The organism is Rathayibacter sp. YIM 133350 (assembly GCF_037404875.1).
Taxonomy (GTDB): Bacteria; Actinomycetota; Actinomycetes; order Actinomycetales; family Microbacteriaceae; genus Orlajensenia.
The window spans coordinates 109444-136328 of record NZ_JBBELO010000017.1 but is presented as its reverse complement, the minus strand read 5'-3'; the positions used below and the strand labels follow the sequence as shown (position 1 = coordinate 136328).

Genomic DNA, 26885 nt, shown 5'->3' with positions numbered 1-26885 from the left:
TCAGCGTAGTCGCGGCTCCGATGGGCTCCGGCGCATCTCGCGACGGCCCGATCCGCCCCGCAGCGCGAGTGTCGCCATCCCGGCGAGGGCGATGAGGGTGGCAGCGAAAACAGCGGCTGCGGGATCGCTGCCTGTAGCGGCCAAGCCGCCCGGGGTTCCGGTGCGGCTGCCCCCACCACCGGCGGGAGGCGCGGGAGGTGCGGGAACTGCGGCGAACGTGACGGATGCCGCGCTTGGGGCGAGCACACCGAACGTCGTGACCGCCGCGGGGTCGAGAACATAGGTTCCGCTGGTGGAGCTCGTGACGTCGAGCGAGACCGTGCAGGCGACATCCGTTCCGAGCAGGCTCGCGGTGACCGAGACCGTTGGGCCGGCGGCATTCACCGCGGCGGAGTCGCAGTCCGTGCTCGCCCGGGGGTCGGCAGCGGCGACCAGTCGGGCCGGCAGTGATGCGGAGAAGGAGAACCCCGGCTTGGGCCCCGACGGCACCGCCGGGAAGCCCGCCAGATACGTGTTCGTCACCGTGAAGGTCAGCCGAGCGGCTGAACCGGCGGGATACGCGTCACCGGAGGGGGGCGGGGCGATCGTGACGTCGAGTTGGGGCGTGATGTCGATCAGGGCGAGATTGTCGATCGCGTTGTCGTTCCCGCCTCCTCCGCCGAGCTCGTTGCGGACGGCGAGCGTGAGGTCGTCACCGGCGATGAGCACCCCCTGCCGGCCGACGAAGGTGCCGACATTGTCGCCGTTCAACTGATGCACGGGCAGGTCGCAGGCCGCGATCGGGCCGGCGAAGACCTCCGCGGCCGCGCCGGATCCATCGCTGATGGCCACGCTGAGGTCGACGGGGTTCTCCGTCCAGCAGTTCGCCTGCGCGACGTCGATCGACGCCGAGTAGAAGTGTCCGGGGGTCGCGGCGACGCTCGTCGACACCATGACCCCGGGAGGCGGGTCGCCCTCGGTGTACGCGGTCACCACGTGATTCGTCAGCGGATCGCGGCCCACGAGGCCGGGGTAGGGATAGTCAGGGTCGGCCGCCCACAGCCCGAGCGTCTCGGCCAGGTCGAGGCTGTCGCTCCATCCCGCCCCGCTGCAGTCCGCAGCCTGCGGAACGTCGGGATGCGGCGTCGGATCCTGCGCCGTCACGATCAAGCCATCGCAGAACTCGCCGTTCCAGCCCGGATCGGCGTCGTAGGTCTGGCCGGTGGCTCCCACGTAGCCGGGAACGGTCGGAGCGGCGCTGTCGGGATAGTCGTCGATGGTCTGCACGAAGGTCGCCGTGGTCGGCGGGGCATTCTCGAATCCCTCATAGAGCACGAGCCGCGGGGCGGCCATCGTTCCCGGCGACCCCGGCTCGGCGACACTCGCTCCGACGCCGCCGGAGACCGCGACGACGAGCCCCGCTGCAACCGCGGGGGCCAGCATCCGTGTCGGTCTCATGTGCGCGGCACCAGCCCGATGTCGCGCACCGCGGCGCGTTCCTGCTCGAGTTCCTCCACGGATGCGGTGATGCGCTCGCGCGCGAAGGCGTCGATCTCGAGGTCCTGAACGATGCGCCATTCCCCGTTCTTCGACTCGACGGGGAACGAGGAGAACAGGCCCGCGGGCACGTCGTACGAGCCGTCGGAGACGACGGCTGCGCTCGTCCAGCCGTGCGCCGTGCCGTGCACCCAGTCGCGCACGTGGTCGATGGCGGCGGACGCCGCGGATCCCACCGACGAGGAGCCGCGCACGTCGATGATCTCGGCGCCTCTGCGTGCGATGCGGGGGATGAAGACTTTCGCGAGCCAGTCGCCCACGTCTCTGCCGCCGAGCTTCTCGGCCAGCAAGTCGGGCACGCCGCGTCCTTCCGCCGTCGCATGCGACACGTCCGGGAACTGGGTGGCGGAGTGGTTGCCCCAGATGCTCAAGTCGCGCAGCTCGGAGACGGGAACACTGAGCGCCTGGGCGAGTTGGGCGAGCGCGCGGTTGTGATCCAGTCGCGTGAGCGCCGTGAACCGGTCGGGCGGCACATCGGGGGCATGGGCGCTCGCGATGAGGGCGTTGGTGTTGGCGGGGTTGCCGACGACGGTGACGCGCACGTCAGCCGCGGCGCTCGCGTTGATCGCCCTGCCCTGCGGCCCGAAGATGCCGCCGTTGGCCGTGAGCAGGTCGGCGCGCTCCATTCCCGGACCTCGGGGCCGGGCGCCGACGAGCAGCGCGATGTTCGTTCCCTCGAAGGCCGCCGCGGCATCCTCGAACACGTCGACGGAGCGCAGCAGGGGGAACGCGCCGTCTTCGAGCTCGAGTGCGGCGCCCTCTGCCGCCCGGACTCCTTGCGGGATCTCGAGCAACCGGAGGCGTACGGGCGTGTGCTCACCAAGCATCTCGCCCGCGGCGATGCGGAAGAGCAGCGCGTAACCGATCTGGCCACCGGCACCGGTGATGGTGACCGTCGAGGCATTCTCAGCCATGCTCCGACCATAGCGCGGTGCGTCGGGCCGTGGGGAGGTCTTCTGCGGAGCTCGGGCCTGTCGAAGGGAACCGAGTCCGCAGAAGCTGTTCCCTGAGCCTGTCGAAGGGAACCGAGTCCGCAGATACGACGGGTCGATCGCCGCTTCCACCCGCAGGAACTGCGTTCTCGGATGCGGTGCTCCCGTCCCAGCGTTGCTCGCGGCGCTTCGACAGGCTCAGCGAGCGGTGGCTGCGTCGTCGAGGCTGGGTCTGTTCCCTGAGCCTGTCGAAGGGAACCGAGCCCGCAAAAGTTGTTCCCTGAGCCTGTCGAAGGGAACCGAGTCCGCAGATACGGCGGGTCGATCGCCGCTTCCACCCGCAGGAACTGCGTTCTCGGATGCGGTGCTCCCGTCCCAGCGTTGCTCGCGGCGCTTCGACAGGCTCAGCGAGCGGTGGCTGCGTCGTCGAGGGTGGGTCTGTTCCCTGAGCTTGTCGAAGGGAACCGAGTCCGCAGAAGTTGTTCCCTGAGCGTGTCGAAGGGAACCGAGTCCGCAGATGTGGCGGGGCGCCGTCCCCGAGTCCGCAGAAATGGTGGGTGCACCGCCGCTGGAACCCGCAATTTCTGCGTTCTGGGGGTTGGGCTGCGTTCTGGGTGGCCGGATCGCGCTCCGGATCGGCGGGGGCCGCCCCGCATCCGCTCCTAGGCTGAGGCATGCGCGATTTCTACCCCGACATCGAGCCCTACGACACCGGGATGCTCGATGTCGGTGACGGGCAGTCCCTCTACTGGGAGACGTCGGGCAACCCCGAGGGCAAGCCCGTCGTCTTCCTGCACGGCGGCCCCGGGGGAGGAACGACGCCCACGCACCGCAGGCTCTTCAATCCCGAGAAGTACAGCATCGTGCTCTTCGACCAGCGGGGCTGCGGACGCAGCACGCCGCACGTGAGCGCGCCGGATGCGGACTTGTCCGCGAACACGAGCCATCACCTCGTCGCCGACATCGAGAGACTGCGAGAGCACCTCGGCATCGCGACCTGGCAGGTGCTCGGCGGATCGTGGGGAAGCGCCCTCGGCCTCGCCTACGCCGAGACGCATCCCGAGCGCGTGAGCGAGCTCATCCTCCGCGGCATCTTCACCCTGCGGCGCGTCGAGTTGGACTGGTTCTACGAGGGCGGGGCATCGGCACTGTTCCCTGACCTCTGGCAGGACTTCCTCGCTCCCGTGCCGGTGGATGAGCGCGGCCACCTCATGGCGGCCTACGCTCGGCTGCTCGCTGATCCCGACCCCGCCGTGCACCGCCCGGCGGCGATCGCGTGGTCGCGCTGGGAGTCCTCGACGATCACCCTGCTGCCCCAGCCCGCCACCATCGCCCGCTTCACCGAGCCCGACTATGCCGTGGCCTTCGCCCGCATCGAGAACCACTACTTCGTGCACGGCGGCTGGTGGGACGACGGCCAGCTCATCCGCGATGCGCCGAAACTCGCCGCCATCCCGGGCGTGATCGTGCAGGGACGGTACGACATCTGCACCCCCGCGATGACGGCGTGGGACCTGCACGAGGCCTGGCCGCAGGCAGAATTCCTGATGATTCCGGATGCCGGCCACGCCTTCGACGAGCCCGGCATCCTCGACGCCCTCATCACCGCGACCGACCGCTTCGCCGACTGGGCGTAGCGGAACGCCCCCATCCGCACCCCGGAGCGCCCCAGTTCGGGGCCGAGCCGTGTCTCTCGCCGGGTGGCGGGCAGGCCACGGTCAGCATGGCTCCGTGAACTACGACAACGGATTCGCGACCGCCGGCATCGTCGGCATCATCCTCTTCATCGTGCTCTACCTCGGGGTGGTGGCGCTGAGCCTGTGGGTGTTCTACCTGATCGTGCGCACCGCAGTGACCAACGGCATCCTTCGTGCCGACCAGAAGCGCTACGACCGCGGGTTGCCGCCGCGGTGAGCGCCCACTACCCGATAACGGCCGGCGCCGCCACCCGGCACGCGCGTCGCGGCGCACGGATACGGTTGTGCGCATGACTTTCGATGACAACGCCAAGATCGGCGGGGGCCGGGTCTCCAGGCGCGGCCGCAATGTAGGCATCGGCGCCGGAGTCGGCGGCATCGGCGTGATCGCCGTGGTGCTCATCGGCCAGTTCCTCGGCGTCGACCTCTCCGGCCTCGTCGGCGCGGGTGGCGGCGGCAGCGACTCCTCGAGCGACGAGGTGCTGCAGGGCTGCACGGGAGCGCAGGCGAACAGCGACGTCGAGTGCCGCATGCAGGGCGCGGCGCAGTCGCTCGACGAGTACTGGACCGCCGAGGCGCCCGCCCTGCAGGTGGCCTATCACTCGCCTCACTTCACCCTCTTCACCGACTCCGCCCAGACCGGATGCGGCGGCGCCTCGACCGAGGTCGGGCCCTTCTACTGCCCGCCCGACGAGACCATCTACCTCGACACCGCCTTCTACGACGAGCTGCGCAGCCAGTTCGGCGCCTCGGGCGGACCGCTCGCCGAGATGTACGTCGTCGCCCACGAGTGGGGCCACCACATCCAGAACCTGCAGGGCGCCCTCGAGGCCTCGCACGACGGCGACACCGGCCCGACTTCGGCGAGCGTGCGCACCGAACTGCAGGCCGACTGCTACGCCGGTTCGTGGGTCGCGGCCGCCTCGCAACAGAAGGATGCCGATGGCAACACTCTGCTGAAGCCTGTCACGAAAGAGCAGGTGGCCGACGCGCTGAACGCCGCAGCGGCGGTGGGCGACGACCGCATCCAGTCGGCCGCGGGCCAGGGCGTGAACCCCGAGACGTGGACGCACGGCTCGAGCGAACAGCGCCAGAAGTGGTTCGACGCCGGTTTCGACGGAGGACCGGCTGCCTGCGACACCTTCTCGGCGAGCGGTTCGGAACTCTAAGCCAGGTGTGCGGCGCCGGCTGTGCCGCGCTGAGTGGCGTGTAGGCGACCGACCACGAGGCTGAGCTGAACCAGGCCTCAGTGGCTGGCGGCCGGACGACCCCGACTGGACTCGTCGCGCTCCCAGACGCGCGGCCCGCGCGAGCGGAGCGCCCGCCACCGTCCGAGCAGCGAATAGGTGAGGTACGCCGCAGCGTCATAGGCCGCACCGGCGCTGCGTGCCGAGCGGGCGAGTTCGCGCACGGTCGATCCGGATGCGGTGGTGCCCGGCTGCTCAGCGTTGCCCCTGCTCTGGCGGGCCAGCACGGCCAGCAGCCCGGCGGAGGTGCGCGGTGTGGTGACGAGAACGGGCTCCGTCTCGATCACGGCCTTCTCATGGTCGGCGAAGATGCTGTCGATGTAGAGGTCGTCGGCGACGAGGTCGGGGAAGCGCACGAACCGGTCACGGCCGCGTCGGCTGAGGGCGTAGACGCCGGCTCCCCAGAGAGCGCCGCTCGTGGAAGGAATGCGCTGGCGGGCACGGTAGTACGCGCGCACGCCGGCGGATGCGCCCGTCACCTCGTAGCGGAAGAGCGGTCGTGCGGCCAGTGCCTCGTCGGCGGCGAGGGCTCCGAAGACCGCGGCAACCGCACTCGGCTCGATGAGGATGTCGGCGTCGAGGTACATGCGCGGCCAGAGGGTTGCGGCGGCATCCGCCGCGTTGAGTGCGACCACCTTCGACGCGACCTCCGTCTCGATCACACGGACACCGGGGTGCTCACGTGCGATCCGTGCCGTGGAGTCGGTGCAGCCGTTGCACGACACGATGACCTCGGTCGTGCCCGCATCCAGAAGCGGCTGGAGTGCGGCGAGAGTCGCCGGAATCGAGGCCTCCTCGTTGTGCGCCGGGATGATGATGCTTCCCCGCACGCTCGGGGAAGCGGGTGACAGCCTGCGCACGCAGTGTTCTCGTCGCGACGCTAGAGCCGCCGCAGCAAGCAGCCGTTCGTGCAGTGCGATGGCGCCGTATGTGGGCTCCTCCTTCTTCGTCTCCCTGTCCCCGCCGTCCCTTGCGTCCATGTCCCCATCTCCCCCCGGGTCGCCGTCTCGCTCAGGCGGCCGCATCCGTCGCCGCATCCGTGAGCGTGGTGCGGCTGTCGTCTGAACGTGGCTCGTGCAGGGTGGCGTCGGGCTCATACCAGGCGTCGATGCCGGCCGCCCGCACGCGGGCGAAGTACTCGAGCAACGCCGCCGGCTCTTCGATGGAGCGGGGCACCCCCAGGGTGTCGAAGACGTCGCGATGGATGAGGAGGATGCCGCTCGTGTCGGCGTCGACGCGATGCGGGTTCTCGTAGCTCTCGGGACGCGTGTCCGGGCCTGCAGGAGCGCCGGAGCCGAGCGCACGCATGAGCGTGCGGCGCAGCGACGGCGTGCGTACATGGGTGGTGCGTGTCAGGCCGTCGGCGCCGACGACTCGGGGCACCACGACCCCTGCGCCTTGGCGCGCCATTCGCGCGAGCATCGCGCGCACCGTTCCGGGGGCCGGCCGCACCCCCGCCGGCATCAGCAGCACGGTGTCGGCGTCGCCGATGAAGCGCAGTGCCGGAGCCAGTGGAGGGGCGTCTCCGGCGGTCTTCATCACGCAGGTGACGGGACCGGTGGCTGCGGCATCCAGTGCGGGGCCGAAGTCCGGGCCGGTGGCGGCGATGAAGCGCACCCGGGCGGTTCCGCATTCCAGGCTCACGGCGCTCGCCGTGCTCATGAGGTCGGGGCGAGAGTGGGCGCGCGGTGCATAGGCGATCACGCTCACATCGGCGTGCTCGCCCGCCGGCAGGAAGCGCCCGTCAGGGCTCGCGACGGGCGAGAGGAGCGTCTCTGCGCGCACCGGCGCGTCCCTCTCGCTGCGCCAGCGCGTGCGGCGCACGGCGAGGTAGGCGGGCGGATCCTCGATGAGGTAGCGGGTCGCGAGGCGCTTCGGCTCGAGGGCGAGACGCCACGCCCACTCCAGGCCGTGGTCGACGAAGAAGCGCGGGGCACGACTGACCCGTCCGGCGAGGAAGTCGACCACGGCGCCGAAGGCGAGCAGCACGCGCGCGCCCGTCTGGGATCCGTACCGGGAGATCCACAGTTCCTGCCGTGGCTTGCCGAGTCCCACCACGAGGATGTCGGTTCGTGCACGTGCGATCTCGCGGGCCAGCCGCTGGGAACGCTCGGTGTCGCTCAGGTCTTCGCGCGTCGGAGCCCAGAACCCCGTGACCTGCAGCGCCGGGTAGGCCTCTGTCAGCTGCGCTCGCAGCAGATCGTGGGTGCTCTCGGCGCCGCCGAGGAAGCCGACGCTCGTGCCGTTGCGCTCCGCGGCGGCGAGCGTGGGGGCGATGAGGTCGCTCCCGGCCAGGCGCGGCCAGGCGTGCCCGGTCATCCGCTTGGCCTGGGCCGCGAGGGGCGCGCCGTCGATGAGCTTGAGCCACTCGAGCTGGGCGTGCTCTCGCGCATCCAGCACACCGCTCCACGCCGAGCCGGCGCCGAAGTGGTGGATGTGGTCGAGGTTGATGGAGGCGACGGCCAGTGGCGGCGTGTCCGGCGTCATCGCCCGTCGCGTGATGAAGTCGATGGCCTCGTCGAACTCTCGCAGGTCGATCGAGGAGCCCGCCAATGAGATGCGGGCATCGGCGAGCGTCATTGCGGCGTCACCGCCGCCGATCGGGCGCGGGCGTCATCGGCCGGCGGAATGGGCATGGTCGTGTTCATGGCGCGACGCAGTTGTCGCGCCCACAGAGTGGGTGTCACAGCGTTTCCTGCATTTCGGGTTTACAGGGTTCAGTTCGGGTCTGGTACGCGTCGACCCTCCGATTCCGCCGACCGGGTAAGTAGTCGAGGGAGCCTCAGGTCTTCACCGGTGACCATAGCGCTGTGATGTCCCCCGTCTCGTCCCCAGAGTGGGGGTCATTCTGTGCCGGTCGATGGGGGTCGCCCCCGAGCGGGATCGCGCAGGCGGGCGGGTCATGGGACACCCCTTCGGGGGGTGTTCGCCGCGGCGGCGCCATGGCATCCTCGGCAGGTGAGCATCGCTCATCAACCCGTAGCACCCGACTACGATCCGCTCTCCGTTCCCGACAGAGGTCGGCGACCGCCATCGCCCTGGTGGCTGTTCTCGTGATCGGCGTGCCCGGGGGCGAGCCGCTGCTCGCGCCCGGTCCCTGACCTCCCCGGCGGTGCATCCGAGCACCGCCTTCCCTACCCGAGGGATGACATTCCATGAACGCAGCACCTCCCGATTCCCTGCACGCCTCCCCGAACCGGCCGCTGAATGTCGCCGTCATCGGCGCCGGCTACTGGGGCCCCAACCTGGCGCGGGTCTTTTCGACGAGTGCGCTGTGGAACCTCGCCGTCATCTGCGACCTCGACATCGCCCTCGCGCAGAAGGTCGCCGCGCGCGTGGGCGGTGCGAGGGTGACGACCGATGTCGCCGAGGTCTTCGCCGACCCGAGCATCGACGCCGTCGCCATCGCCACGCCCGCCCGAACGCATCATCCGATCGCGATGGCGGCGCTGGCCGCGGGCAAGCACGTGCTCGTCGAGAAGCCGCTGGCCGACTCCGGGGAGCGCGGCCGGGCCATGGCCGGGCTCGCCGCCGACAGCGGACTCGTGCTGATGGCGGACCACACCTACTGCTACACGCCCGCGGTGCTGAAGATCCGCGAGCTCATCGAGGAGGGCGCACTGGGCGACATCCTCTTCATCGACTCGGTGCGCATCAACCTCGGGCTCATCCAGCCGGATGTCGACGTGTTCTGGGATCTCGCGCCGCACGACCTCTCCATCATCGACTTCGTGCTGCCGGGCGGCCTGCGGCCCGTCTCGGTGAATGCCCACGGCGCCGACCCGCTGGGAGCCGGCAAGGCGTGCGTGGGCTACCTCGCCCTCCCGCTCGAGCAGGGCGCGATAGCGCACGTGCACGTGAACTGGTTGAGCCCCACCAAGGTGCGCCAGATGATCATCGGCGGCACGAAGCGCACGCTCGTCTGGGACGACCTCAACCCGCAACAGCGCCTGAGCGTCTACGATCGCGGCGTCGACCTGGTCTCGCAGTCTGCCGCTGGTGTCGAGCGTGCCGCTGCGACGGTGTCGTATCGTCTCGGCGACACCTGGTCGCCGGCGCTGCCGGAGCGCGAGGCGCTCGACGCCATGGTGACGGAGTTCCACGACAGCATCACCGCGGGCCGACCCGCCCGTACCGACGGGGAGGCCGGGCTGCGAGTGCTCGCCGTATTGGAGGCCGCGGCCGAGAGCCTCGCCTCGGTCGGCAGCGAGCGCTTGGTCGGCTCCGGCGATCTCGTGGCCGCGCGCTGAGCCGGTGCCCGATCTTCTCCTGCTCGCGGCGAGCGGCCTCGCGCGCGAGGTGGCTCGCTCGACGCTGCCCGGGTGGTGCGTCGTCGGCGTCCTCGACGACGACCCGGAGGTGCACGGAACGAAACTCGCCGGCCTGCCGGTGCTCGGTGGGATCGACGACGCCGCAGGCCGCTCGGAACACCTCGTCGTCTGTGTCGGGGCCGGCGCGGGGCGACGCCGCATCGTGGAGCGCCTCGAGGCTCTCGGGGTCACCGAAGACCGTTTCGGCACCGTGCTGGCGGATGCCGTGCGGATTCCCGAGGGATGCACGGTCGGCGCGGGAAGTATCCTGTTGAAGGGAGCGGTACTCACCGCTGATGTTTCCGTGGGGCGCCATTCGGTGCTCATGCCGAACGTGACCCTCACCCATGACGACATCCTGGAGGACTTCGTGACCATCGCAACCGGAGTCGCGCTCGGAGGCGGCGTGCGGGTCGGGGAGGCTGCCTACCTGGGCATGAACGTGAGCGTGCGGCAGACCGTGCGGATCGGCGCGGGTGCGACCATCGGCATGGGAGCCGCCGTTCTCGGCGACGTTCCCGACGGCGAGACCTGGGCGGGCGTTCCGGCGCGCCGGCTGGCACAGCGATGAGCGCGCCGTCCCGGGTCGTCATCATCGGTGGCGGCATCCTCGGGCTGGCCATCGCCGAACGCCTCACGCGCACCGGCCAGGCCGTGACCGTGCTCGAGAAGGAGGCCGGCTGGGCCGCACACCAGACGGGACACAACTCCGGCGTCATCCATGCCGGCCCGTACTACGCTCCTGGCTCGCTCAAGGCGCGACTGTGCGTGGCGGGCAACGAATCGATGAAACGCTTCGCCGCCGAGCACGACATCCCCTTCGGGGTACCGGGAAAGCTCATCGTCGCCACCCGCGACGAGGAACTGCCGCGGTTGCAGGCGCTGGCAGAGCGGGCCGAGGCGAACGGCGTGCCGGCGCGCCTGCTCTCTGCCGAGGAGGCGCGCGAGTGGGAGCCGCACGCCCGAGTGCTGCGCGCGTTGCGTGTGGAATCGACCGGCATCATCGACTACGGCGCCGTATCGCGGGCCCTGGCCGCGCAGGCAGAGCACCGCGGAGCCCGACTGCTCACCGGGGCTGAGGTCAGCGAGATCCGTTCCCTGAACGATGGCGTGCTCGTGCGGCACTCCCGCGGTGAGGAGCGCGCCGACCTGCTCGTCAATTGCGCCGGACTGCAGGCCGACCGGGTCGCCGTGCTCGCCGGCGTGCGTCCCGACGTGCGCATCGTTCCCTTCCGGGGCGAGTACTACGAGCTCGTTCCCGAACGACGACACCTCGTGAACGGCCTCATCTACCCGGTACCCGACCCTGAGCTGCCCTTTCTCGGAGTGCACCTCACCCGCGGCGTGGATGGCGCAGTGCACGCAGGCCCCAACGCGGTGCTCGCGCTCGCCCGCGAGGGGTACCGGTGGCGCGACATCCGCCTCGGTGACGCGTGGGAGGCACTCACGTACCGCGGCTTCCTGCGCATGGCGTCCCGCAACCTCGGCACGGGCGTGGCCGAGGTCGCCCGCTCACTCTCCCCGGTGCTGTTCGCGCGCAGCCTTGCGCGGCTCGTTCCCGAGATCACCGTCGACGACCTGCAGCCTGCTGGTTCTGGCGTGCGTGCCCAAGCGGTGCGGCGAGACGGCGCGCTCGCCGACGACTTCGTCATCCAGCGTGGCCACCGACAGGTGCACGTGCTCAACGCACCGTCGCCGGCGGCGACGGCGTCGCTCGAGATCGCTCGTCACATCGTGGCCTCGGTACTGACGCCGGCATGATGCCGCCACCGGCATACTTCGGCATGCTTCATGCCTCGCGCAGGATGCCGTCGTGTTCGACGTAGCGCTCACCCGTCTGCGGGCAGACGTGCGTGCCATCGGACCCTCGCTCAAGCGGTACGCCCGCACGGCCGACCCAGCCCACGCGGCGGGCCGGCACGCCGCGCACGATCGCGAAGTCGGGCACGTCACGCGTGACAACGGCACCCGCCGCGACGAGCGCCCAGCGCCCGATGCGCACGGGCGCGATGCAGACCGCTCGGGCGCCGATGGCCGCGCCCTCGGCCACGTGCACCCCGACAGCATGCCAGTCGGCCGCGCTCTTGAGTGAACCGTCCGGATTCACGGCACGGGGGAACTCGTCGTTCGTGAAGACCACCGCCGGTCCCACGAACACGCCGTCTTCGAGCACGGCCGGCTCGTACACGAGTGCATGGTTCTGCAGCTTGCAGTTGCGGCCGATGCGCACGCCCGGGCCGACGTAGGCACCGCGGCCGATGATGCATCCGCTGCCCACGACCGCGTGCTCGCGCACCTGTGCGAGATGCCAGACCACTGTGCCGTCGCCGAGCTGCGCCGTCTCGTCGACGTCGGCGCTTGCTGCGATGCGCGCGGCGGATGTCGCGCCGCTGTTCTCGGCGCGGGTGTCGGTGCTCATCGATCGTGCCTCCGGCGGGTGGTGGTTTCGGTCGGTGTCAGTACGCGCCGTTCGGATGCAACAGCACCTTGAGGGTGCGCCACATGATGACCAGGTCGCCGGTGAGCGACCAGTTCTCGACGTAGTAGAGGTCGAGCCGCACGCTCTCCTCCCAGCTGAGGTCGGAGCGGCCGTTGATCTGCCACATGCCCGTCAGCCCGGGCTTGATGTAGAGCCTGCGGTGCACATCGCCCTCGTAGGCGCGCACCTCGCTCGGCAACGGCGGGCGCGGCCCCACGATGCTCATGTCGCCGATGAGGATGTTCCAGATCTGCGGCAGCTCGTCGAGGGAGTAGGTGCGCAGCACCCGGCCGACGCGGGTCACGCGCGGGTCGTTGCGCAGCTTGAACAGCAGGCCGGAGCCCTCATTGAGTGCGCGCAGGGCGGCGAGGTCGCTCTCGGCGGTCGTGACCATCGATCGGAACTTGACCATGCGGAAGGTCTCGCCTCCGCGACCGCAGCGCTCCTGCCGGAAGAAGACGGGCCCCCTGCTGTCGACCTTGACGGCGATCGCGATCGCGAGGAACAGCGGCGCCAGCGCGACGATCGCGATGGCGCTCAGCACGACGTCGAGGGTGCGCTTGAGCGCGTGCCGGCCGCCCTCGTAGTTGGGCACCTCGACATGGATGAGCGGAAGGCCGTCGACCGGCCGGAAGTGGATGCGGGGGCCGGCGATATCGGCCAGCCGGTTCGAGATCACGAGCTCCGTCTCGGTGCCCTCCAGTTGCCAGCCGAGCTCCCGGATGACGTTGCCGCCTCCCCGTGGCTGGCCGGCGACGATGACGACGTCGGCGTGCAGCCGACGCGCAGCATCCGCCACGGTGTGCATGTGGCCCACGACGGGCACCCGCCCTGCTCCCACGACCACGTCTCCCTCGTCGCGGGAGTCGGCGATGGCTCCGACCACGGCGTACCCGGCGCCGAGAGAGGCGCCGATCTGCGTGACGACGAAGGCGATGTCGTCCCGTGCCCCGACCACGATGGCGCGCGAGAGGTAGTGGCCGTCGGCTCGCCGCGTGAGCAGCCACTGCCGCCACGCCCAGCGCTCGAGTACGAGCGTGGTGACGCCGATCGGAATGGCGATGGCGAGGTACTTGCGCGAGACATCCGCGTGGGCGAACAGGAAGACGATCGCGAGCAGTCCGAAGGCGGTGAGGCTCGCTCCGACGACGCGCTTGTACTCGGTCGCTCCCGCACCGATGACGCGTGGGTCGCGGGTGCGGAAGGCGGAGAGTGCAGTGAGCCAGGCCGTCAGCACCAGTACGCCGACGAGAGCGTTGACGGTAGCGGATGCCGACAGGCCGAAGGCGGCCGGTCGCCCGTCGAGCGGGGCCAGGGCAGCCGCCGCGACGAGCGCGACGACGGTGCTCACATCCGTCGCTCTCAGCCGCCGGCGGTAGCGCTCCCGCCAGCTGCGTCGCGTTTCAGGAGCGCGCGGCGTCGCGCGGGGAACGTCGACCAGCCGCAGTGCCGGCAGGGGTTCGGGGTGGGGTGAACTCGAGAGGCTGCTCATCGCCGGCCTCGACGCCCGCGCAGGCTCGCACGGAGAGGCGCGCCGCAGCGCGCGGGGGAGAACGTCATGTCATTCCCTGCATTTCGGGTGTACAGGTAACGGATGTGATGGATGGTGCGCGCGGACGCCTCCGCCAGGGAGCGACGACATTCGACGCGTGCGAGAACTGAAGGGTGCTCAGTTCGGGATACGAGCGACCTTATCGCCGCCCCACCCCCGACGAGTGCCCCCAGAGAGGGGGTAGTGCGGGCCTCCGGTTGCGTCGCCCCACCCCGGCGCGCATCCTCTCGTCGGACGCTATCGTTGTGGCAGGAAGGATCGTGCCATGAATCGCCGACGGATGGTCGTGTTGCTGCTCGATGGCGTTCTGCCGCTCGACTTCGCCATCCCCATGCACGTCTTCGCGCGCGAGGTCCCGGAGTTCTACGACGTGGCGACCTGCTCCGTCGATGGAGGGCCGGTAGCGGTCGCCGGTGGAACGCAGGTGATCCCCGACGGGGACGCGAGCCTGCTGCGCGGCGCCGATATCGCCGTCGTTCCCGGCTGGTCGAATGCCGCGGCGAGGCGGGTCGATCCGGTCGCGCTCGACGAGCTGCGCCGGGCCGCCCGCCGCGGTGCTCAGATGGTCTCGATCTGCTCCGGCGCGTTCGCCCTCGCCCAGGCCGGGGTCTTGGCCGGTCTTCGGGTGACGACGCATTGGTCGCTGCTCGACACGCTGGCCGAGCAATACCCCGAGGTGCAGGTCGATCGAGACGCCTTCTTCATCGACAACGGCTCCGTGCTCACCTCTGGCGGGGTGACGGCCGGCGTCGACCTCGCCCTCCACATGCTGCGCAGCCATCTCGGCCCGGCGATCGCGAACCACGTCGCGCGCCGGATCGTCGCGGCTCCGCACCGTGAAGGCGGCCAGGCCCAGTTCACCGAGGCGCCGCCGGCGCCTCCCCACGATGACCGGCTGGCCGATGCCCAGCAGTGGATCCTCCGTGAGCTGGCCACGCCGCTGACCGTCACCGAGATGGCCGATCACGCCCACCTGTCGGTACGAGCGTTCCACCGTCTCTTTCGGAACCGAACGGGCACGACCCCGCTGGCATGGCTGCAGGAGCGCCGAGTCGAACGGGCACGTGAGCTGCTCGAAGCCACCGCGCTCAGTGTGGATGCCGTGGCCGGCAGCGCCGGCTTCGGCACGGCCGCCAACCTGCGGATGCAGTTCCGTCGCGCCACCGGGGTGAGCCCCGCCGCCTATCGTCGGCAGTTCCGAACCTCTGATGGCTGACGCATACCCGCGGCGCCGGGCCCAGAGTCGCGCGGCGTGACGGGCTCCTGCTCCGCGCAGCGGCAGCATCCTTTCGGTCGGTGGCACATCTACGCCTCTGCCGCCATCGCCTCGGCGACGACGATCGAGGCATGACCTCTCAACCCACCGCCGTGCTGGTTCACGGTGCATTGACCGATGCCTCCGTCTGGCATCCCGTTCTGGCGCTCCTTCAGGCCGCCGAGATCCCCGCCACCGCGCCGGCGCTGCCCATGCGCACCTTCGACGAGGACGCGGCCGCGGTGCGGAGCGTGCTCGACGCGGTCGAGGGCCCCGTCGTGCTCGTTGCGCACTCGTACGCGGGCTCGGTGATCTCGGCACCGCAGGCCGTCACCGACGCCGTGCGCGCGCTCGTCTTCGTCGCGGCCTTCCAGCAGGATGCCGGCGAGACGGCCGCGGGCCTGAACGGGCTCTTACCTGGAAGCGAGTTGACCCCGGAGAATCTCGTGGTTCGACCGTATCTCGACGGCCACCAGGTGACCCTGCGCCCGGAGAGGTTCGCCTCCGTCTACGCGGCCGACGTGTCTCCCGCGCACGCGGCGGTGATGGCGGCGGCGCAGCACGCCTTCGATCCAGCCACGCTGGGTGGCAGCTTCACCGGGAGTCCATCGTGGAGTGCGCTGCCGAGCTGGTCGGTCGTCTCGACCGCCGATCGCTCCATCCCTACGAGAACCCTGCGATTCATGGCCGAGCGCGCCGGCTCGAGGATCGTCGAGGTGGAGTCCTCCCATGCCGTTCCTCTGTCGCATCCCGACGTCGTCGCCGCCACGATCATCGCCGCGGTGCAGTCGGTCGCCTCGATCGAGGCGGCAGCATGAGCGGGCTCGAGGCGCTGCTGGCCCGGAATCGATCATTCGCTGCCACCCCGGCGAAGGAGCGGGTGCCGGCCATCCCGTTCCTTCCGAACCGGCAGCTCTACATCCTCACCTGCATCGATCCGCGCGTGGATCCCGCCGCCATCCTCGGGCTGGACCTCGGAGACGCCATCGTGGCCCGAACGGTCGGTGGCCGCGCGAACGCCGCCTTCCTCGACGACCTGGCATGGATCATCTATCTGCACCGAACGAAGACTCCGGATGCCGGCTGGTTCGAGATCGTCGTCATCCATCACACCGACTGCGGCTCGGCGCTGATGGCGGACGAGGACCTGCGCTCCGGTTTCGTCGCACTCGGACACGACGATGCCCTCCTGCGCGACACGGCGGTCGTCGAGCCGGCGGTCACCGTGCCGGCCGACGTGCAGCGCATTCGGAACGCGTCCTTCCTTCCGCCCGAGGTCGTGGTCTCGGGCTATGCCTACGACGTGACGACGGGGCTGCTCGAGCCGGTCGTGCCGCCCACCTCCACCCGCCTCTGAACCATTTCGTGCGCGGTGATCCGCTCCTGGCGGCTCAACGGCGACCAAATGGTTCAGCGGCGAGGAGGGGCGCCGTTCAGCGGGGAGCGAACCGGGCGATGATCCGCTCCGCCAGGGGTCGCGGCGACATCATGGGGGTGCCGTGGTCACCGCCCTCGAGCACCTCGGCCTCGATCGAGGGCAGGGTGCGAGCGAGCGCCTGCGCGGCGGTGTGGAAGAACGGCTCGCTGCTCGAGCCCACCATGACGACGCCCGAGGCCGTGAGGCCGTTCCACCGATCGGCGGGGAGCGGTGAACCGTTCTGCAGTCCGTCGAGCACCGCGAAGTCGTAGCGCACGGTCGGCACGATGCGCTTCGCCTTCGGCCACATCGGGGTCACGCGCATCGCGGCCACGACGGCGGCGGGCACGCCGACCGCTTCCCGGAAGAAAGCCGTCGAGGCGCGGGACAGCCGGCCGGCGGCCACGTTGGCGGCGATGCGCGCCGGAAGTTCGTGCGGAATGGGCGGCCTGCTGTCGTCGACGATGAACGGCGGCTCGTAGAGGAAGACTCCGGTCACGACCTCGCCGAGGCGGGCGGCCGCCTCGAGGGCGAGGGCTGCTCCCGATGAGCTGCCGAAGAGGATGGCGGGCTGCCCGTGTGCACGGATGACCGCCGCCACGTCGGCGACCTCGTTCGCGACATCCGTTCCCGTGGGGTCGGCGTCGTCGCTGTCACCGCGCCCGCGCCGGTCGTAGCCGACGACGGTGAAGTGCCCGGCCAGGGCGGCCGTGAGCTTCGCGGAGTTCTCGCGCGTCGCCATGGCGGGGTCGACGAGTACGAGCAGCGGCCCCGTGCCGGTCGACTGCGTCATCAGGCGCGTGCCGTCGGCCGAAACGACGACGGATGTGGTGGTGGCGGGCATCGAGTCGGCCCCTGTGGTTCGGTTGGTGCTCATGAACGGCTTCCCTCTGTGAGATGCGTGTCGAGGCGGTCGAATCCGCCCTCCCAGCCCTCGACCATCCCCATGCCGGCGATGCGTTCGAGTCGGGCGAGCGAAGAGAATCGGGTGCAGAGCACCAGCCGGGTGCGCCCCGGATCGAGCCCGAAGAACTCCACGGTCACGACCTGCGACTCAGGGTCGAGGTCGGCGCCCGTCGCATCCGAGAAGCCCTCGACGTAGGCGAGCGCGGCGTGATCGATGACCTCGCTGTAGACGGAGCGGATCCAGGTCTCGGGCTCCTCTCCGGTCGGGCCCATGCCGAAGTGCCAGAGCCCGCCGGGGCGCACGTCGAGCGAGCGCACTGTCGTCACCCATCCCGCCGGCCCCCACCAGGCCTCGAGTTCCTCGGCCACTGTCCACGAACGCCAGACTCGGTCGGGGTCGGCGGGCAGCTCGCGCTCCAGCGTGATCTCGCGCCGATCGACGTCTTTCGAGACGCGAAACGTGTTCATGACGGTGCCTCCGTGCGGCGAAGATGCGCCTCGAGGCGATCCATGCGCCCGGCCCACACGGCGGCGAAGCTGTCGAGCCAGCCGTCGATCTCGTGGAAACGGGCCTGCTCGAGGTCGTAGATGCGCCGTTGCGCGTCGACCCGGGAGGCCACGACTCCGGCCTCGCTGAGCACCTTGAGGTGCTTGGACGCCAACGGCTGACGCAGTTCGAGCGTCGCGGCGATCTCGCCGACGGAGCGCGGTCCCTTGTCGCGGAGGAGCTCGACGATGGCCAGGCGATTCGGCTCGGCCAGGGCGTTCAGCGTCTCGATCATGTGCCCAGTATCTCCCCGCAGTAATATTACTGTCAAGAGATACACGAACGGCGGCTGGACCTTCGTATCCGTGCCGGCGAGGGGCAGGATGATCCCATGGACCTCGCGGATCTCTACTCCGACCTGCATCGTCACCCCGAGCTCGCCTTCGACGAGGTGCGCACGGCGGCGATCGCGGCCGAGCACCTGCGCACGGGCGTCTACGAGGTCACCGAGGGCATCGGACGCACCGGGGTCGTGGGAGTGCTCCGCAACGGCGAGGGGCCGACCATCCTTCTGCGGGCCGACATGGATGCCCTGCCCGTTCATGAAGACACGGGGCTCGACTACGCGAGCGTGAACGAGGGCATCATGCACGCCTGCGGCCACGACGTGCACGTGGCCTGCCTGATCGGGGCCGCGGATACGCTTTCCCGCACCCGTCAGGAGTGGGCGGGAACGGTGATCGCGTTGTTCCAGCCGGCGGAAGAGGCCGGCGCGGGCGCGCGCGAGCTGCTCGACGACGGGCTGTACGAGCGCATTCCGGTTCCGGATGTGGTGCTGGGCCAGCATGTCGGCCCCGCGCCCGCGGGCGTGCTGGGCGCCCACGCGGGCTCGGCCTTCGCGTCGGCCGACAGCCTCGACATCACGATCACCGGCAGGGGCGGTCACGGTTCCCGACCGGAAACGACGATCGACCCGGTGATCATCGCCGCGGCGATCGTCATGCGGCTCCAGACAATCGTCGCGCGCGAGATCGCGCCGCATCACACTGCCGTGCTGACCGTGGGCCGCCTCGTCGCCGGCACCAAGAACAACATCATCCCGGAGACGGCCGTGCTCGGAGTGAGCGTGCGGGCGTACAGCGATGAGGTGCGCTCGAACCTGCTCGCGGCCATCGAGCGCATCGCCCGCGCGGAGGCCCAGGCCTCGGGCGCGCAGGACCCGACGTTCCACTATGCGGAGTCGTTCGCGGTGACGGTCAACGACGTCCACGCGACGGAAGCCACGATGCGCGCGTTCCGATCTGCGTTCGGCGACGCGGCCGTTCTGGACCCGGGACCCGTTTCAGGCAGCGAGGACGTCGGCCTGCTCGCGACGGCGGCGGGCGTGCCGCTCGTCTACTGGATCCTCGGAGGCGCCGACCCCGCCGCGTATCAGGCTGCGGTCGTGGCGGGCACCGTGGATCGCGACATTCCGTCGAACCACTCTCCGCAGTTCGCCCCCGTCATCTCGCCGACTCTGGACCGCGGCGTCGAGGCGCTCGTCGTCGCCGCTCGCCACTGGTTGGCAACTCGCACGGCGTAGGCGGGACGCGAGCCGCGTCTACGGCAGACGCGAGGGCCGGATGTCCGCGCATCCGTGACCACGGACGTCGTCAGCCGACCCTGACGACGTCGGGGAAGACGTAACTCCCGTCGACGATCTCCTGCCCCGGCACGTAGGCGCGGACCGCGAGGCAGAAGGGGCCATCAGGTGCAGGCAACCAGTTCACGTTCGCTGCAGGGTCGCTCGGCTCGTCAGCTGAGAGGTGCAGTGTCAGCTTGCCGTCCACGAACTGCAGATCGCCGGCGTCCAGGCTCGCCGATCCGAGGTTCACCCGTCCGTTCGGCGAGTTCGCGAGCATGAAGATGTCGCCGTCGTACATGGTGACCGACCAGAATCCGCCACGGCTCCTGTCGACCGGCGGGAGCGCGTTCTCATCGAAGGTGATCGTGTAGCTGTTCTTTCCCGTCAGGGGCTGCCCGTGGGCGTCGGTGCCGCGGGTCAGGTAGAGCGCCTCGTGGAAGTCGTTCACGAAGATGTAGATTCGCGCGGCGAGAGCGCGGCCATACCAGTCGCTGTCCCAGATGCCGCCGTTCGGTTGGCGGCGCCAACCGTTCCCCGCGTCGAGACCGACCTGCGAGTAGGTGGCGGTGTCATGAAGCGAGACATAGGCGGCGGCAGCCACCCGGTCAAGGATCTGCTTGTAGTGCTCGTTCGCGGTGTACAACGCAACCAGCGCGCGTGCCTGATCGCCGATGGCCTGGTCAGCGACAGGGAGTTGCGGGTTGAAGTCGAGCATCGCGCCGAGGTCTGTCCAGAAGCTGCCGGGTTTCACCCAGTCTGGTCGGCTCGCATCCGGGTTTGCGGCGATCATCTCCGACGTCACACCCTCGGGGAACACCGCATGCTTCGCCCATTCGTCGTACGCGAAGTCCACCCGTTCCTCGGTGTTCTCGGCCAGCGGGTACATGCCGATCTGGTTGAGCACACTGCGGGCTCGCTGTTTGGAGTCTTCGGAGTTCGCGGCGAAGCTGCGCGGGAAGACGGCGGCCAGGTTGGTCGGGGATCGCAAGACCTCGATGAAGTCCTCGGGCAGCTCCCCATCCCAGGTCGGGCCGACCAGCAGGAATTTGCCTCCCGGCGTCTTGGGCCCCGACCCGAGTTGATGGATGACGTTCGTCAGGACATCGACGATCTGCACGGTCCAGTAATGACCGTCCGGAACCTCGGTCGGCGTCTGAATCACGACGGCCTCCGAGGTCAGATCGGCGAACCCGGCACCGTAGAAGGTGTCGTTGTTCGGGGTGACCACCCAGCGCTGCGCCGAGCTCATGTAGTCGCCGAGTCCGCCGGTGTGGTTCTTCTGGCCGGCTGGCAGGATGCCGAGCATCGATCCGCGCTTGCCGTCCATGATCTGCCACATGTTGGTCCGGCCGAACGTATCCACCGCCGGGTAACCCCAGTAGAAGCTCACCCTGGCGAGAGCCGACACGAACTCCTCGCTGCCCACCTGAGCGGGCAGCCCTGCTGCGTGTGGGAGGGCCGGATTGCCCGGCAGGAACGACTGAGCGGCTTGCTCGGGTGTGAAGAAACGGCCCATCGAAGATCTCCTGCCCGTCTGCTGAGCGAACCTCAGCGTCATCTGGTCAGCATAGGGAGAGCGGCACCTCTCGGGAAGCGCTGGCCGTCTCGCGATCACCACGCTCGAGCCGACGTCGACGGGGATACGCTGATGGAAGCCCCGGCGCCGGAAACAAGAAAACCCCCGGCTGAACCGGGGGTTTTGATTGTGGCTCCGACCGGCATCGATCCGGTGACCTTTCGATTTTCAGTGAGCCTGAGCGGTTTTCGCTCAATTCTTGTGGTTGCGATATCGCGCTGATCAGGGATTCTTCGAAACGGTCGCAGTTAGTTTCAGATGGTTTTCGCGCATTTAATGGCACATTAATGGCACAGAATTCGGCTGGCGAGTGATGGTGGGCGCCGGATTAACGAGGCGGTCCGCTCCCGTTAGAGTCGTCCGGATCGTCGAGATAGACCGTGCTGTACACATCGACACCGAGCTCGCCGATTGCCGCCGCAAGATCGGCAGGCATCACAAATCCGCCTTGGACGGAGTCCGAGTACGCCGACCATTGGATTCGGGCTTCGCAGTCCGGCGGGAGGTTCGAAGCCTTGCTGAGCGCCGGTTGGATCAACTTGAGGAGCGTCCGAACGGCATGCGTACCCGTTTGGTCCTCGCTCGTATTGACGATCTCGCCGGTGTCGATGCTCCAGATGTGGTGCCTGGTGACGCGGCGTGCGTTCGTGACGCTGGTCGGACTGAGTCCGAGCAGATTCGAAATCGCGGCTGGATCCGTCTCCGAGGACGAGACGATGAATGACGCTCGACCGGACTGAATCATGAGCCGAGTGTAGAGCCATCGCGTAGACCGCAGGCCCTGGCAGTGTGAGAGCAGTACCGGGTCAACGATGCGGGGAATCGCACTGAGAGTCGCCTGACGAGTTCTAGTCGCCGTCGAGATCGTCCTCACTGGAGTCCAGTGTCCGATCAAATCTTCGCGCAGCTGCCGCTCGAGGAACTACTCGCGCTCAATCTCCAGGTTGGGGTCGGCGCGTCAGAATTGGTTCGACCCAGCTTGGAGAAGGAGCACAACCGAATGGATTCCGAGGAAGACGCGCTGCGACGGGTGCGGTTCTATGGCCCGAATGACCTAGCGGCTGGATGGCACGCTCCACGCGTCGTCGAGTTGGTCAATGCCTTCGATCCCAGTCACGCTCCGACGAGCATCGTGGATGTCCTCGAGCTTCACAACGTGCAGCAGTACCTTGAGCATGGGTTGGTTCCGACTTCCTGTACGAACGAAGAACTCGATCAGCTCAGCACGAAGATCCCGCAGCTGCGCAGTGTAGTTGCACGATTCTTTGCCTCTGTTGACAACTCAAACTTCGCCACAATCGTGACGGAGGTCGACCACAACTATCACGAAGATCTGATCCACCTTCTCGGTCGCAGTCGGGCATTTGAGCGCTGTGACAGCTCCGTGGTGCTTCCAGCCCTCAAGGCCGCAGGTGTGCATCTCCGCCAAATGCTCGCGAGCGAGATCCTCGTGAAGGCCTACGATTCAGAACTGCGAGGGGAGCTTCTCGCCTCAGCTCGAGGTGCCGAGTATCTCGCTAGCAAGTACCTCGAGAAGGAGAGGGGAGGTGCAATCTACCTCCCGCCGAGCTTCACCCCGGCCGATGCCCGCAATCTGTTCGCGCGTTACATCGACAGCGATGAGGCGAACCTGAACTATGTCCGGCTGATCTCGATGTCAAGGGACCATAGTGGTGCCGGAATCGACGCCAAGCTAAAGCTACAGGCGATGCGGCGTGCTGAATCACTGAACGCGGAGCTGTTTGAACACAACGACGGGTTCAAGACCGGTTGTGAGGTGGGCATCTCCGACGACCAAGACGAACCTGTTGCCTTCGAGGTGGACTCCTCGGATGGAACAGTCTGGCGATATACGTACAGCAAGCGCTGGCTCGATGAGACAGCTGACAACCCGAGCATCCTCAACAACTTTGTGCACCTTTTCGAGTTTGTGGATCGGCAGATGCTCCTGACTTTCCCGGCATACTCCGCCCAGTTTGGCGTGATCGAGCGGATGATGGGCGTCACCGGGAATGCTGAGTACAAGGTCAGCACCGCATTTCGAAATCTGGACGCAAGATCCAAGCTTCAGACGCTCATGTATCTGCGGTATTTGGAATCGCAGGACGTTGAGCTAGAGGGAGTTATCTCCTGGTTCTTCGAGTCGTATCTGGTCGAGGAGTTCGGGATGTCCAACTTCTCGTTCGTTCCATCTGATGTCGGTACGCCCTACCTGCACAGAGTTCGACACCTTTTCGCTGAAATGGAAAGCATCGCGAACCAGTTCGGTCTATTCGTCGAGAACGGTGAGCTTGATCGAGATTTGCTAACAATGGCTGCGGATCCAGTTCGGTACAAGGCGATCCCGAGTCTCCTCGACGGTAAGTATCTCTACGCGACAGCCAGCGAGGAGATCGCCGCTGTACTTCACCTTCTCTTCTCTGACCAGTCCAGGCTGAACTACATTCATGCGGGGCTTCGGGACGAGAACGCGGCCGGGCTGATCCTAAGGAACGATGTCGCCTATTCGGACTTCCACGACCATCAGAAGGGAAGCATTGACCACTTGATCGACCTCGGTGTCCTCGAGGCTGTCGGACACCGTCTGCGATTCGTGAGCAACGAGCAGTTACTCATCCTCGCGGCGTTGTTCAATACCGAAGCGGTGCAGTACTTCCACCTCTCGGAGGCAGGGCGCATGCAAGCAGAAAGCATGGTTGGCAGGGGCTGGCTGACGCGCCGCTCCTCACTGCTGACCGACGCTGAAGCGGAATATTTCAACTATTTCCTCAACCGAGCGGGATTTAGCAACGGTCCGAACTTGCGGAATGCGTACCTGCACGGCACCCAGCGCTTCGCTGACGAAGATCAGGCCCACGCCGACACGTATCTCATCGCTCTGCGTCTTACCGTGGCCCTCGTCATCAAGATGAATGATGATCTCTGCCTTTCGGCGATTGGACAATCAGCGTGAACGCACGCCTCATCGGCTGAGGTCAACTTCGGGCGTACTTAGGATCGTGGAGTGTGGACTGAAGTGGATCCCGTCCGACGAACGAACTGCACGACGTCGTTTGTCTGGGCCGCCTTCAGCGAGGCCGCGCAAGGACTCCCGCGCAGCGGCGGTCGCGTTCGCGAGACCGCGATCAGCTCGGTCGCGCTCCGTCGCGAGCACGAGTTGTTCGCGCGCATCATCCACATTCGCGGCCACAAGGTGCATGCGGTTGGAGTCCCGCCCGCGCGTCATTCCCACGTAAACGCCCGCCCCACCCATCGCATCGCCGAGCACCGTATGCGACTCGTCAACCGTCATCCCCTGCACCCCGTGGGCGGTCGCGGCGTACGCGAGATGCGTGGACTCCGCGACGTACTCGGCTGGCAGCTTCACAGATCGTGGCCGATGGCCAGTGGGGGCGCGCTCCGTCGCCCACACCGCGCCCTGGTCACCCACGCTCCGAACGACCCACACCTGCCGATTCGCCACCCGCAGGCCGGAGTCGTTCCGCCGCGTCTGGATCAAATCGCCGCGCCCGATGCTCAGCCCATCGCTCCCGATTACCGTGTGGCTGTCATCAACATCGCCGGCGCGTCCTCGTTCCTCGCGAATCCGCGCATTCAGCTCGCGCGGCTCGTCGTTCGTCGCAACGGTCATCGCGCAGCCCTCGCGCCACTCATGCGCAAGCGCCTCAAGCTGGGCATCCGGGCTCTCATGAATCGCAACGAGCCCGAGCGCACACAATCGATCGAAGACCGCCTCCGGATGATCCCCGCGCCGCATCTGCACGGTGAGCGCGGCGTACTCGGGGTCGACGAATCGGTGCACGGTCGTCATGCGATGCACGCGGGGGAGCAGCTGCGCGGCCATGTCGAGCACGCCGCCGCGGCCGACCGCGGCGAGCTGCGCACGGTGGCCGACCAGCGCGACCGCGGCAGCAGCCTCATCAGCAACGGTCAGCAGCGCGAGCGCGGAGTCCTGGTCGAGCATGCCTACCTCGTCGACGACGATTCGCTCGCCACGGGTGAGCCGAGCGGATGCCGCAGGGCCGGCGTACGCGGCACCCGAATCGGGGTCGTGGTCGCCGATGGCGAGCCGGGTCCACACGCCGTCGCGATTCCACCGCCACCCGTGTTCGTGCACGAGCTTGGCGACGCTGTCGGCCGCAACCCCGAGCTCCTGCTGCGCAACGTCGGCCGCCTTCTTCGTCGGCGTGACCACCCGCGTCTTGCGACCCTGCATCGCCGCCGCCTTGATCGCACCGGCGAGCATACTCGTCTTGCCTGCGCCGGCTGCGCCCTCCACGACGACGAGCGATTGAGCGGATGCCACGGCCGCGGCCGCGCGCGCCTGTGCCGGGTCGAGGCGGAGTCGCTGTGCAATGCGCGACAGGTCCGGTGTGCGTTGCTGCGGCCGCTCTGCACGCGCGGTGAGCAGATCGCGCAGCCGCGTCTCGACGGCGATGACGTGCACGCTCGTCAGGTGCGCGACGTGCTCGGGATGCGGCCCATCGGGCGGCAACACCGATAGGCAGTTCTCCTCGGATAGCTCTGTGGCGAGCGTAACGAACTCGCGCAGCGGCGTCGGGTCGGCACGCACGCCGGCCTCGGTAACGATGTGCGACACGTGCTCCTGGATGTCGTGCACCGTCCACGTCGACGCGGCGGCCGCGCACCGATCGAGCGCGCGGGACGCGACTTCCTGCATGCTCAGCTCATCGAGCGCGACGGCCCGTTGCGCTCGCACGCGCTCAAGATCAGGGCGATACCCGGATGCCTGGAGCTCGCGTCGCCACGCTTCCTCGCTGCCGAGCCGGGGCGGCTTCTTGTGCGGCCGCTCGTGATCCCACGCCATCGCGCTCAGTCGCGACATCGCGGCTGATCCGGGTTCCTGGTCGGGGTGCGCCGAGCGCCATTCCTGCTCGAACCGCGCCAGGTTGCGTGCGACCTGCTCGGCGCGCTTGCTCATCGCCGCGTTGAATGGCTGCAGTTCGGTGACCTCGGCTGTCACTGGATCGAGCGTGAGGCCATGCGCGTCGAGCGCGGCCGCGAGGTGCGGGTGTGCCGCGATCACGGCCGTGCCGAGCGCGCGGATCGCACCTTGCTGCCGGAACAGCGCCGCGGTGTCGATACCTCGCCACGCGGCATCCGCCCACACTCGTGTGCCGATCTGGAAGTGAATGTGCCGGTGCGGGTCGCCTGCCCGTGAGGTCTTGTGCGAGACCGCGACCGTCTCGAGTTGCTCGACCGGCACCACCCGCTGGGCGCCGCGCGGGCCGACACGCGTGACCGAGTGTTGACCGAGCCAGACACGGATTTCGGCGACCGCGTCGCGCTGCGCCGCATCGAGAGCATCGGATACCTCGGGATGCAGGGCCGCGGCAATCGACAGCGACTTCGGCGCGTTGACGACCATCTCGGCGAACCGCGGCGACCCGTGGCGCGCGTCGCCAGCCTGGCGAGGCGTGCCCATCGACTCGCCGGTCAGCGGGTTGATCCAGTCGACCCACTGCGCGTACTGGTCGGGAGTGAGCGCGCCCTCGCCGACCAGGTCGCCGTGCCCGTCGACGCCGGAGAACTCGGCCAGTGCCGTGCCGCCCTCGAGGTAGTAGTCATCGGCGCGGGAGCGATCGGACTCGAGGTATCGGCGCGCGTCGGCCCCGGAACCCCGGTACAGGATCACTCCACCTCGCATCGCCTTCCTCCGAGCTAGATCAGGTTCTTGCAACTATCTACGGTAGCATACGTGCATTCATTCGGAAATGTGTCGTCGAGCCGCTCGAATAGGTGCCTTGACGGAGAATGGTTGTATCGCTCAGATCGCGTCTTGGATTGATTAGAGGTTCGCTTGCGGGCAGTCGAAACGCTGCGGGAGCCTGTGCGCCACACTAGTG

General features: G+C 68.4%; 23 protein-coding genes. 11 read left to right on the top strand and 12 right to left on the bottom strand.

The window, feature by feature from the left end; translation table 11 throughout:
- Positions 1–1422 carry a DUF7933 domain-containing protein gene (locus tag WDJ51_RS04350; RefSeq protein WP_337851204.1) on the bottom strand — a complete coding sequence of 474 codons (1422 nt, stop codon included), beginning with the start codon at positions 1420–1422 and terminating at the stop codon, positions 1–3.
- 11 nt (positions 1423–1433) lie between these two features.
- Positions 1434–2450, bottom strand: coding sequence for a malate dehydrogenase (locus WDJ51_RS04345; protein ID WP_337851203.1), 1017 nt, complete (start codon positions 2448–2450; stop codon positions 1434–1436).
- A gap of 692 nt (positions 2451–3142) precedes the next feature.
- Here WDJ51_RS04345 and pip point away from each other — a divergent pair.
- The 3 genes from pip (at position 3143) to ypfJ (ending at position 5334) form a co-directional block, all read left to right on the top strand.
- The gene (gene pip / locus WDJ51_RS04340) at positions 3143–4105 is read left to right on the top strand and encodes a prolyl aminopeptidase (protein ID WP_337851202.1); all 963 of its coding nucleotides are present in this window, start codon (positions 3143–3145) and stop codon (positions 4103–4105) included.
- A gap of 94 nt (positions 4106–4199) precedes the next feature.
- Positions 4200–4382, top strand: coding sequence for a hypothetical protein (locus WDJ51_RS04335; protein ID WP_337851201.1), 183 nt, complete (start codon positions 4200–4202; stop codon positions 4380–4382).
- A gap of 73 nt (positions 4383–4455) precedes the next feature.
- Entirely contained in the window at positions 4456–5334 is an 879-nt protein-coding gene (gene ypfJ / locus WDJ51_RS04330) for a KPN_02809 family neutral zinc metallopeptidase (RefSeq protein ID WP_337851200.1), read from the top strand.
- A 77-nt stretch (positions 5335–5411) separates the two neighbouring features.
- On the opposite strand, the gene WDJ51_RS04325 is transcribed toward ypfJ, so the two are convergent.
- Positions 5412–6272: a glycosyltransferase gene (locus tag WDJ51_RS04325; protein WP_337851199.1), complete on the bottom strand. Its 861-nt coding sequence runs from the start codon at positions 6270–6272 to the stop codon at positions 5412–5414.
- Between the two features lie 151 nt (positions 6273–6423).
- On the bottom strand, positions 6424–7992 hold the full coding sequence (locus tag WDJ51_RS04320; protein ID WP_337851198.1) for a WecB/TagA/CpsF family glycosyltransferase: 1569 nt from the start codon (positions 7990–7992) through the stop codon (positions 6424–6426).
- A 575-nt stretch (positions 7993–8567) separates the two neighbouring features.
- Here WDJ51_RS04320 and WDJ51_RS04315 point away from each other — a divergent pair.
- Genes WDJ51_RS04315 through lhgO form a run of 3 tightly spaced genes read left to right on the top strand, consistent with a single transcriptional unit; the run spans position 8568 to position 11483 of the window.
- Positions 8568–9662: a Gfo/Idh/MocA family protein gene (locus tag WDJ51_RS04315; RefSeq protein ID WP_337851197.1), complete on the top strand. Its 1095-nt coding sequence runs from the start codon at positions 8568–8570 to the stop codon at positions 9660–9662.
- A gap of 4 nt (positions 9663–9666) precedes the next feature.
- Positions 9667–10293 (top strand): NeuD/PglB/VioB family sugar acetyltransferase, encoded by a 627-nt coding sequence (locus WDJ51_RS04310; protein WP_337851196.1) that lies wholly within the window; start codon positions 9667–9669, stop codon positions 10291–10293.
- Positions 10290–11483: an L-2-hydroxyglutarate oxidase gene (lhgO, locus tag WDJ51_RS04305; RefSeq protein WP_337851195.1), complete on the top strand. Its 1194-nt coding sequence runs from the start codon at positions 10290–10292 to the stop codon at positions 11481–11483. The genes WDJ51_RS04310 and lhgO overlap by 4 nt, the downstream gene beginning before the upstream one ends.
- A gap of 28 nt (positions 11484–11511) precedes the next feature.
- Here lhgO and WDJ51_RS04300 read toward each other — a convergent pair whose 3' ends face one another.
- Both WDJ51_RS04300 and WDJ51_RS04295 read right to left on the bottom strand, forming a co-directional pair.
- Positions 11512–12141, bottom strand: coding sequence for an acyltransferase (locus WDJ51_RS04300; RefSeq protein ID WP_337851194.1), 630 nt, complete (start codon positions 12139–12141; stop codon positions 11512–11514).
- Positions 12142–12178: 37 nt separating this feature from the next.
- Complete coding sequence (locus WDJ51_RS04295; protein ID WP_337851193.1) at positions 12179–13693, bottom strand: sugar transferase; 1515 nt, start codon at positions 13691–13693, stop codon at positions 12179–12181.
- A 325-nt stretch (positions 13694–14018) separates the two neighbouring features.
- On the opposite strand from WDJ51_RS04295, the gene WDJ51_RS04290 reads away from it, so the two are divergent.
- The 3 genes from WDJ51_RS04290 to WDJ51_RS04280 all read left to right on the top strand — a co-directional run bounded on the left by WDJ51_RS04290 (position 14019) and on the right by WDJ51_RS04280 (position 16365).
- Positions 14019–14969: a GlxA family transcriptional regulator gene (locus tag WDJ51_RS04290; protein WP_337851192.1), complete on the top strand. Its 951-nt coding sequence runs from the start codon at positions 14019–14021 to the stop codon at positions 14967–14969.
- Positions 14970–15100: 131 nt separating this feature from the next.
- Positions 15101–15826 (top strand): alpha/beta fold hydrolase, encoded by a 726-nt coding sequence (locus tag WDJ51_RS04285; RefSeq protein WP_337851191.1) that lies wholly within the window; start codon positions 15101–15103, stop codon positions 15824–15826.
- Complete coding sequence (locus WDJ51_RS04280; protein ID WP_337851190.1) at positions 15823–16365, top strand: carbonic anhydrase; 543 nt, start codon at positions 15823–15825, stop codon at positions 16363–16365. The genes WDJ51_RS04285 and WDJ51_RS04280 overlap by 4 nt, the downstream gene beginning before the upstream one ends.
- Positions 16366–16441: 76 nt before the next feature.
- Here WDJ51_RS04280 and WDJ51_RS04275 read toward each other — a convergent pair whose 3' ends face one another.
- The 3 genes from WDJ51_RS04275 to WDJ51_RS04265 are packed head-to-tail and all read right to left on the bottom strand — an operon-like array spanning position 16442 to position 18113.
- Positions 16442–17302 (bottom strand): alpha/beta fold hydrolase, encoded by an 861-nt coding sequence (locus WDJ51_RS04275; RefSeq protein ID WP_337851189.1) that lies wholly within the window; start codon positions 17300–17302, stop codon positions 16442–16444.
- Positions 17299–17799 (bottom strand): SRPBCC family protein, encoded by a 501-nt coding sequence (locus tag WDJ51_RS04270; RefSeq protein ID WP_337851188.1) that lies wholly within the window; start codon positions 17797–17799, stop codon positions 17299–17301. The genes WDJ51_RS04275 and WDJ51_RS04270 overlap by 4 nt, the downstream gene beginning before the upstream one ends.
- Complete coding sequence (locus WDJ51_RS04265) at positions 17796–18113, bottom strand: ArsR/SmtB family transcription factor (RefSeq protein ID WP_337851187.1); 318 nt, start codon at positions 18111–18113, stop codon at positions 17796–17798. The genes WDJ51_RS04270 and WDJ51_RS04265 overlap by 4 nt, the downstream gene beginning before the upstream one ends.
- 96 nt (positions 18114–18209) lie before the next feature.
- On the opposite strand from WDJ51_RS04265, the gene WDJ51_RS04260 reads away from it, so the two are divergent.
- A complete protein-coding gene (locus WDJ51_RS04260; RefSeq protein ID WP_337851186.1) occupies positions 18210–19400 on the top strand; it encodes an amidohydrolase in 1191 nt (396 codons plus the stop codon).
- 70 nt (positions 19401–19470) lie between these two features.
- Here the strand turns inward: WDJ51_RS04260 and WDJ51_RS04255 are convergent, their stop codons facing one another.
- Together WDJ51_RS04255 and WDJ51_RS04250 are read right to left on the bottom strand one after the other, a co-directional pair.
- Positions 19471–20958 (bottom strand): DUF1254 domain-containing protein, encoded by a 1488-nt coding sequence (locus tag WDJ51_RS04255; protein WP_337851185.1) that lies wholly within the window; start codon positions 20956–20958, stop codon positions 19471–19473.
- A gap of 388 nt (positions 20959–21346) precedes the next feature.
- The gene (locus tag WDJ51_RS04250; protein ID WP_337851184.1) at positions 21347–21763 is read right to left on the bottom strand and encodes a DUF4279 domain-containing protein; all 417 of its coding nucleotides are present in this window, start codon (positions 21761–21763) and stop codon (positions 21347–21349) included.
- Positions 21764–21901: 138 nt separating this feature from the next.
- On the opposite strand from WDJ51_RS04250, the gene WDJ51_RS04245 reads away from it, so the two are divergent.
- Positions 21902–23971 carry a hypothetical protein gene (locus WDJ51_RS04245; protein WP_337851183.1) on the top strand — a complete coding sequence of 690 codons (2070 nt, stop codon included), beginning with the start codon at positions 21902–21904 and terminating at the stop codon, positions 23969–23971.
- 9 nt (positions 23972–23980) lie between these two features.
- On the opposite strand, the gene mobF is transcribed toward WDJ51_RS04245, so the two are convergent.
- Positions 23981–26686: a MobF family relaxase gene (mobF, locus tag WDJ51_RS04240; RefSeq protein ID WP_337851182.1), complete on the bottom strand. Its 2706-nt coding sequence runs from the start codon at positions 26684–26686 to the stop codon at positions 23981–23983.
- Positions 26687–26885 lie beyond the last annotated feature (199 nt).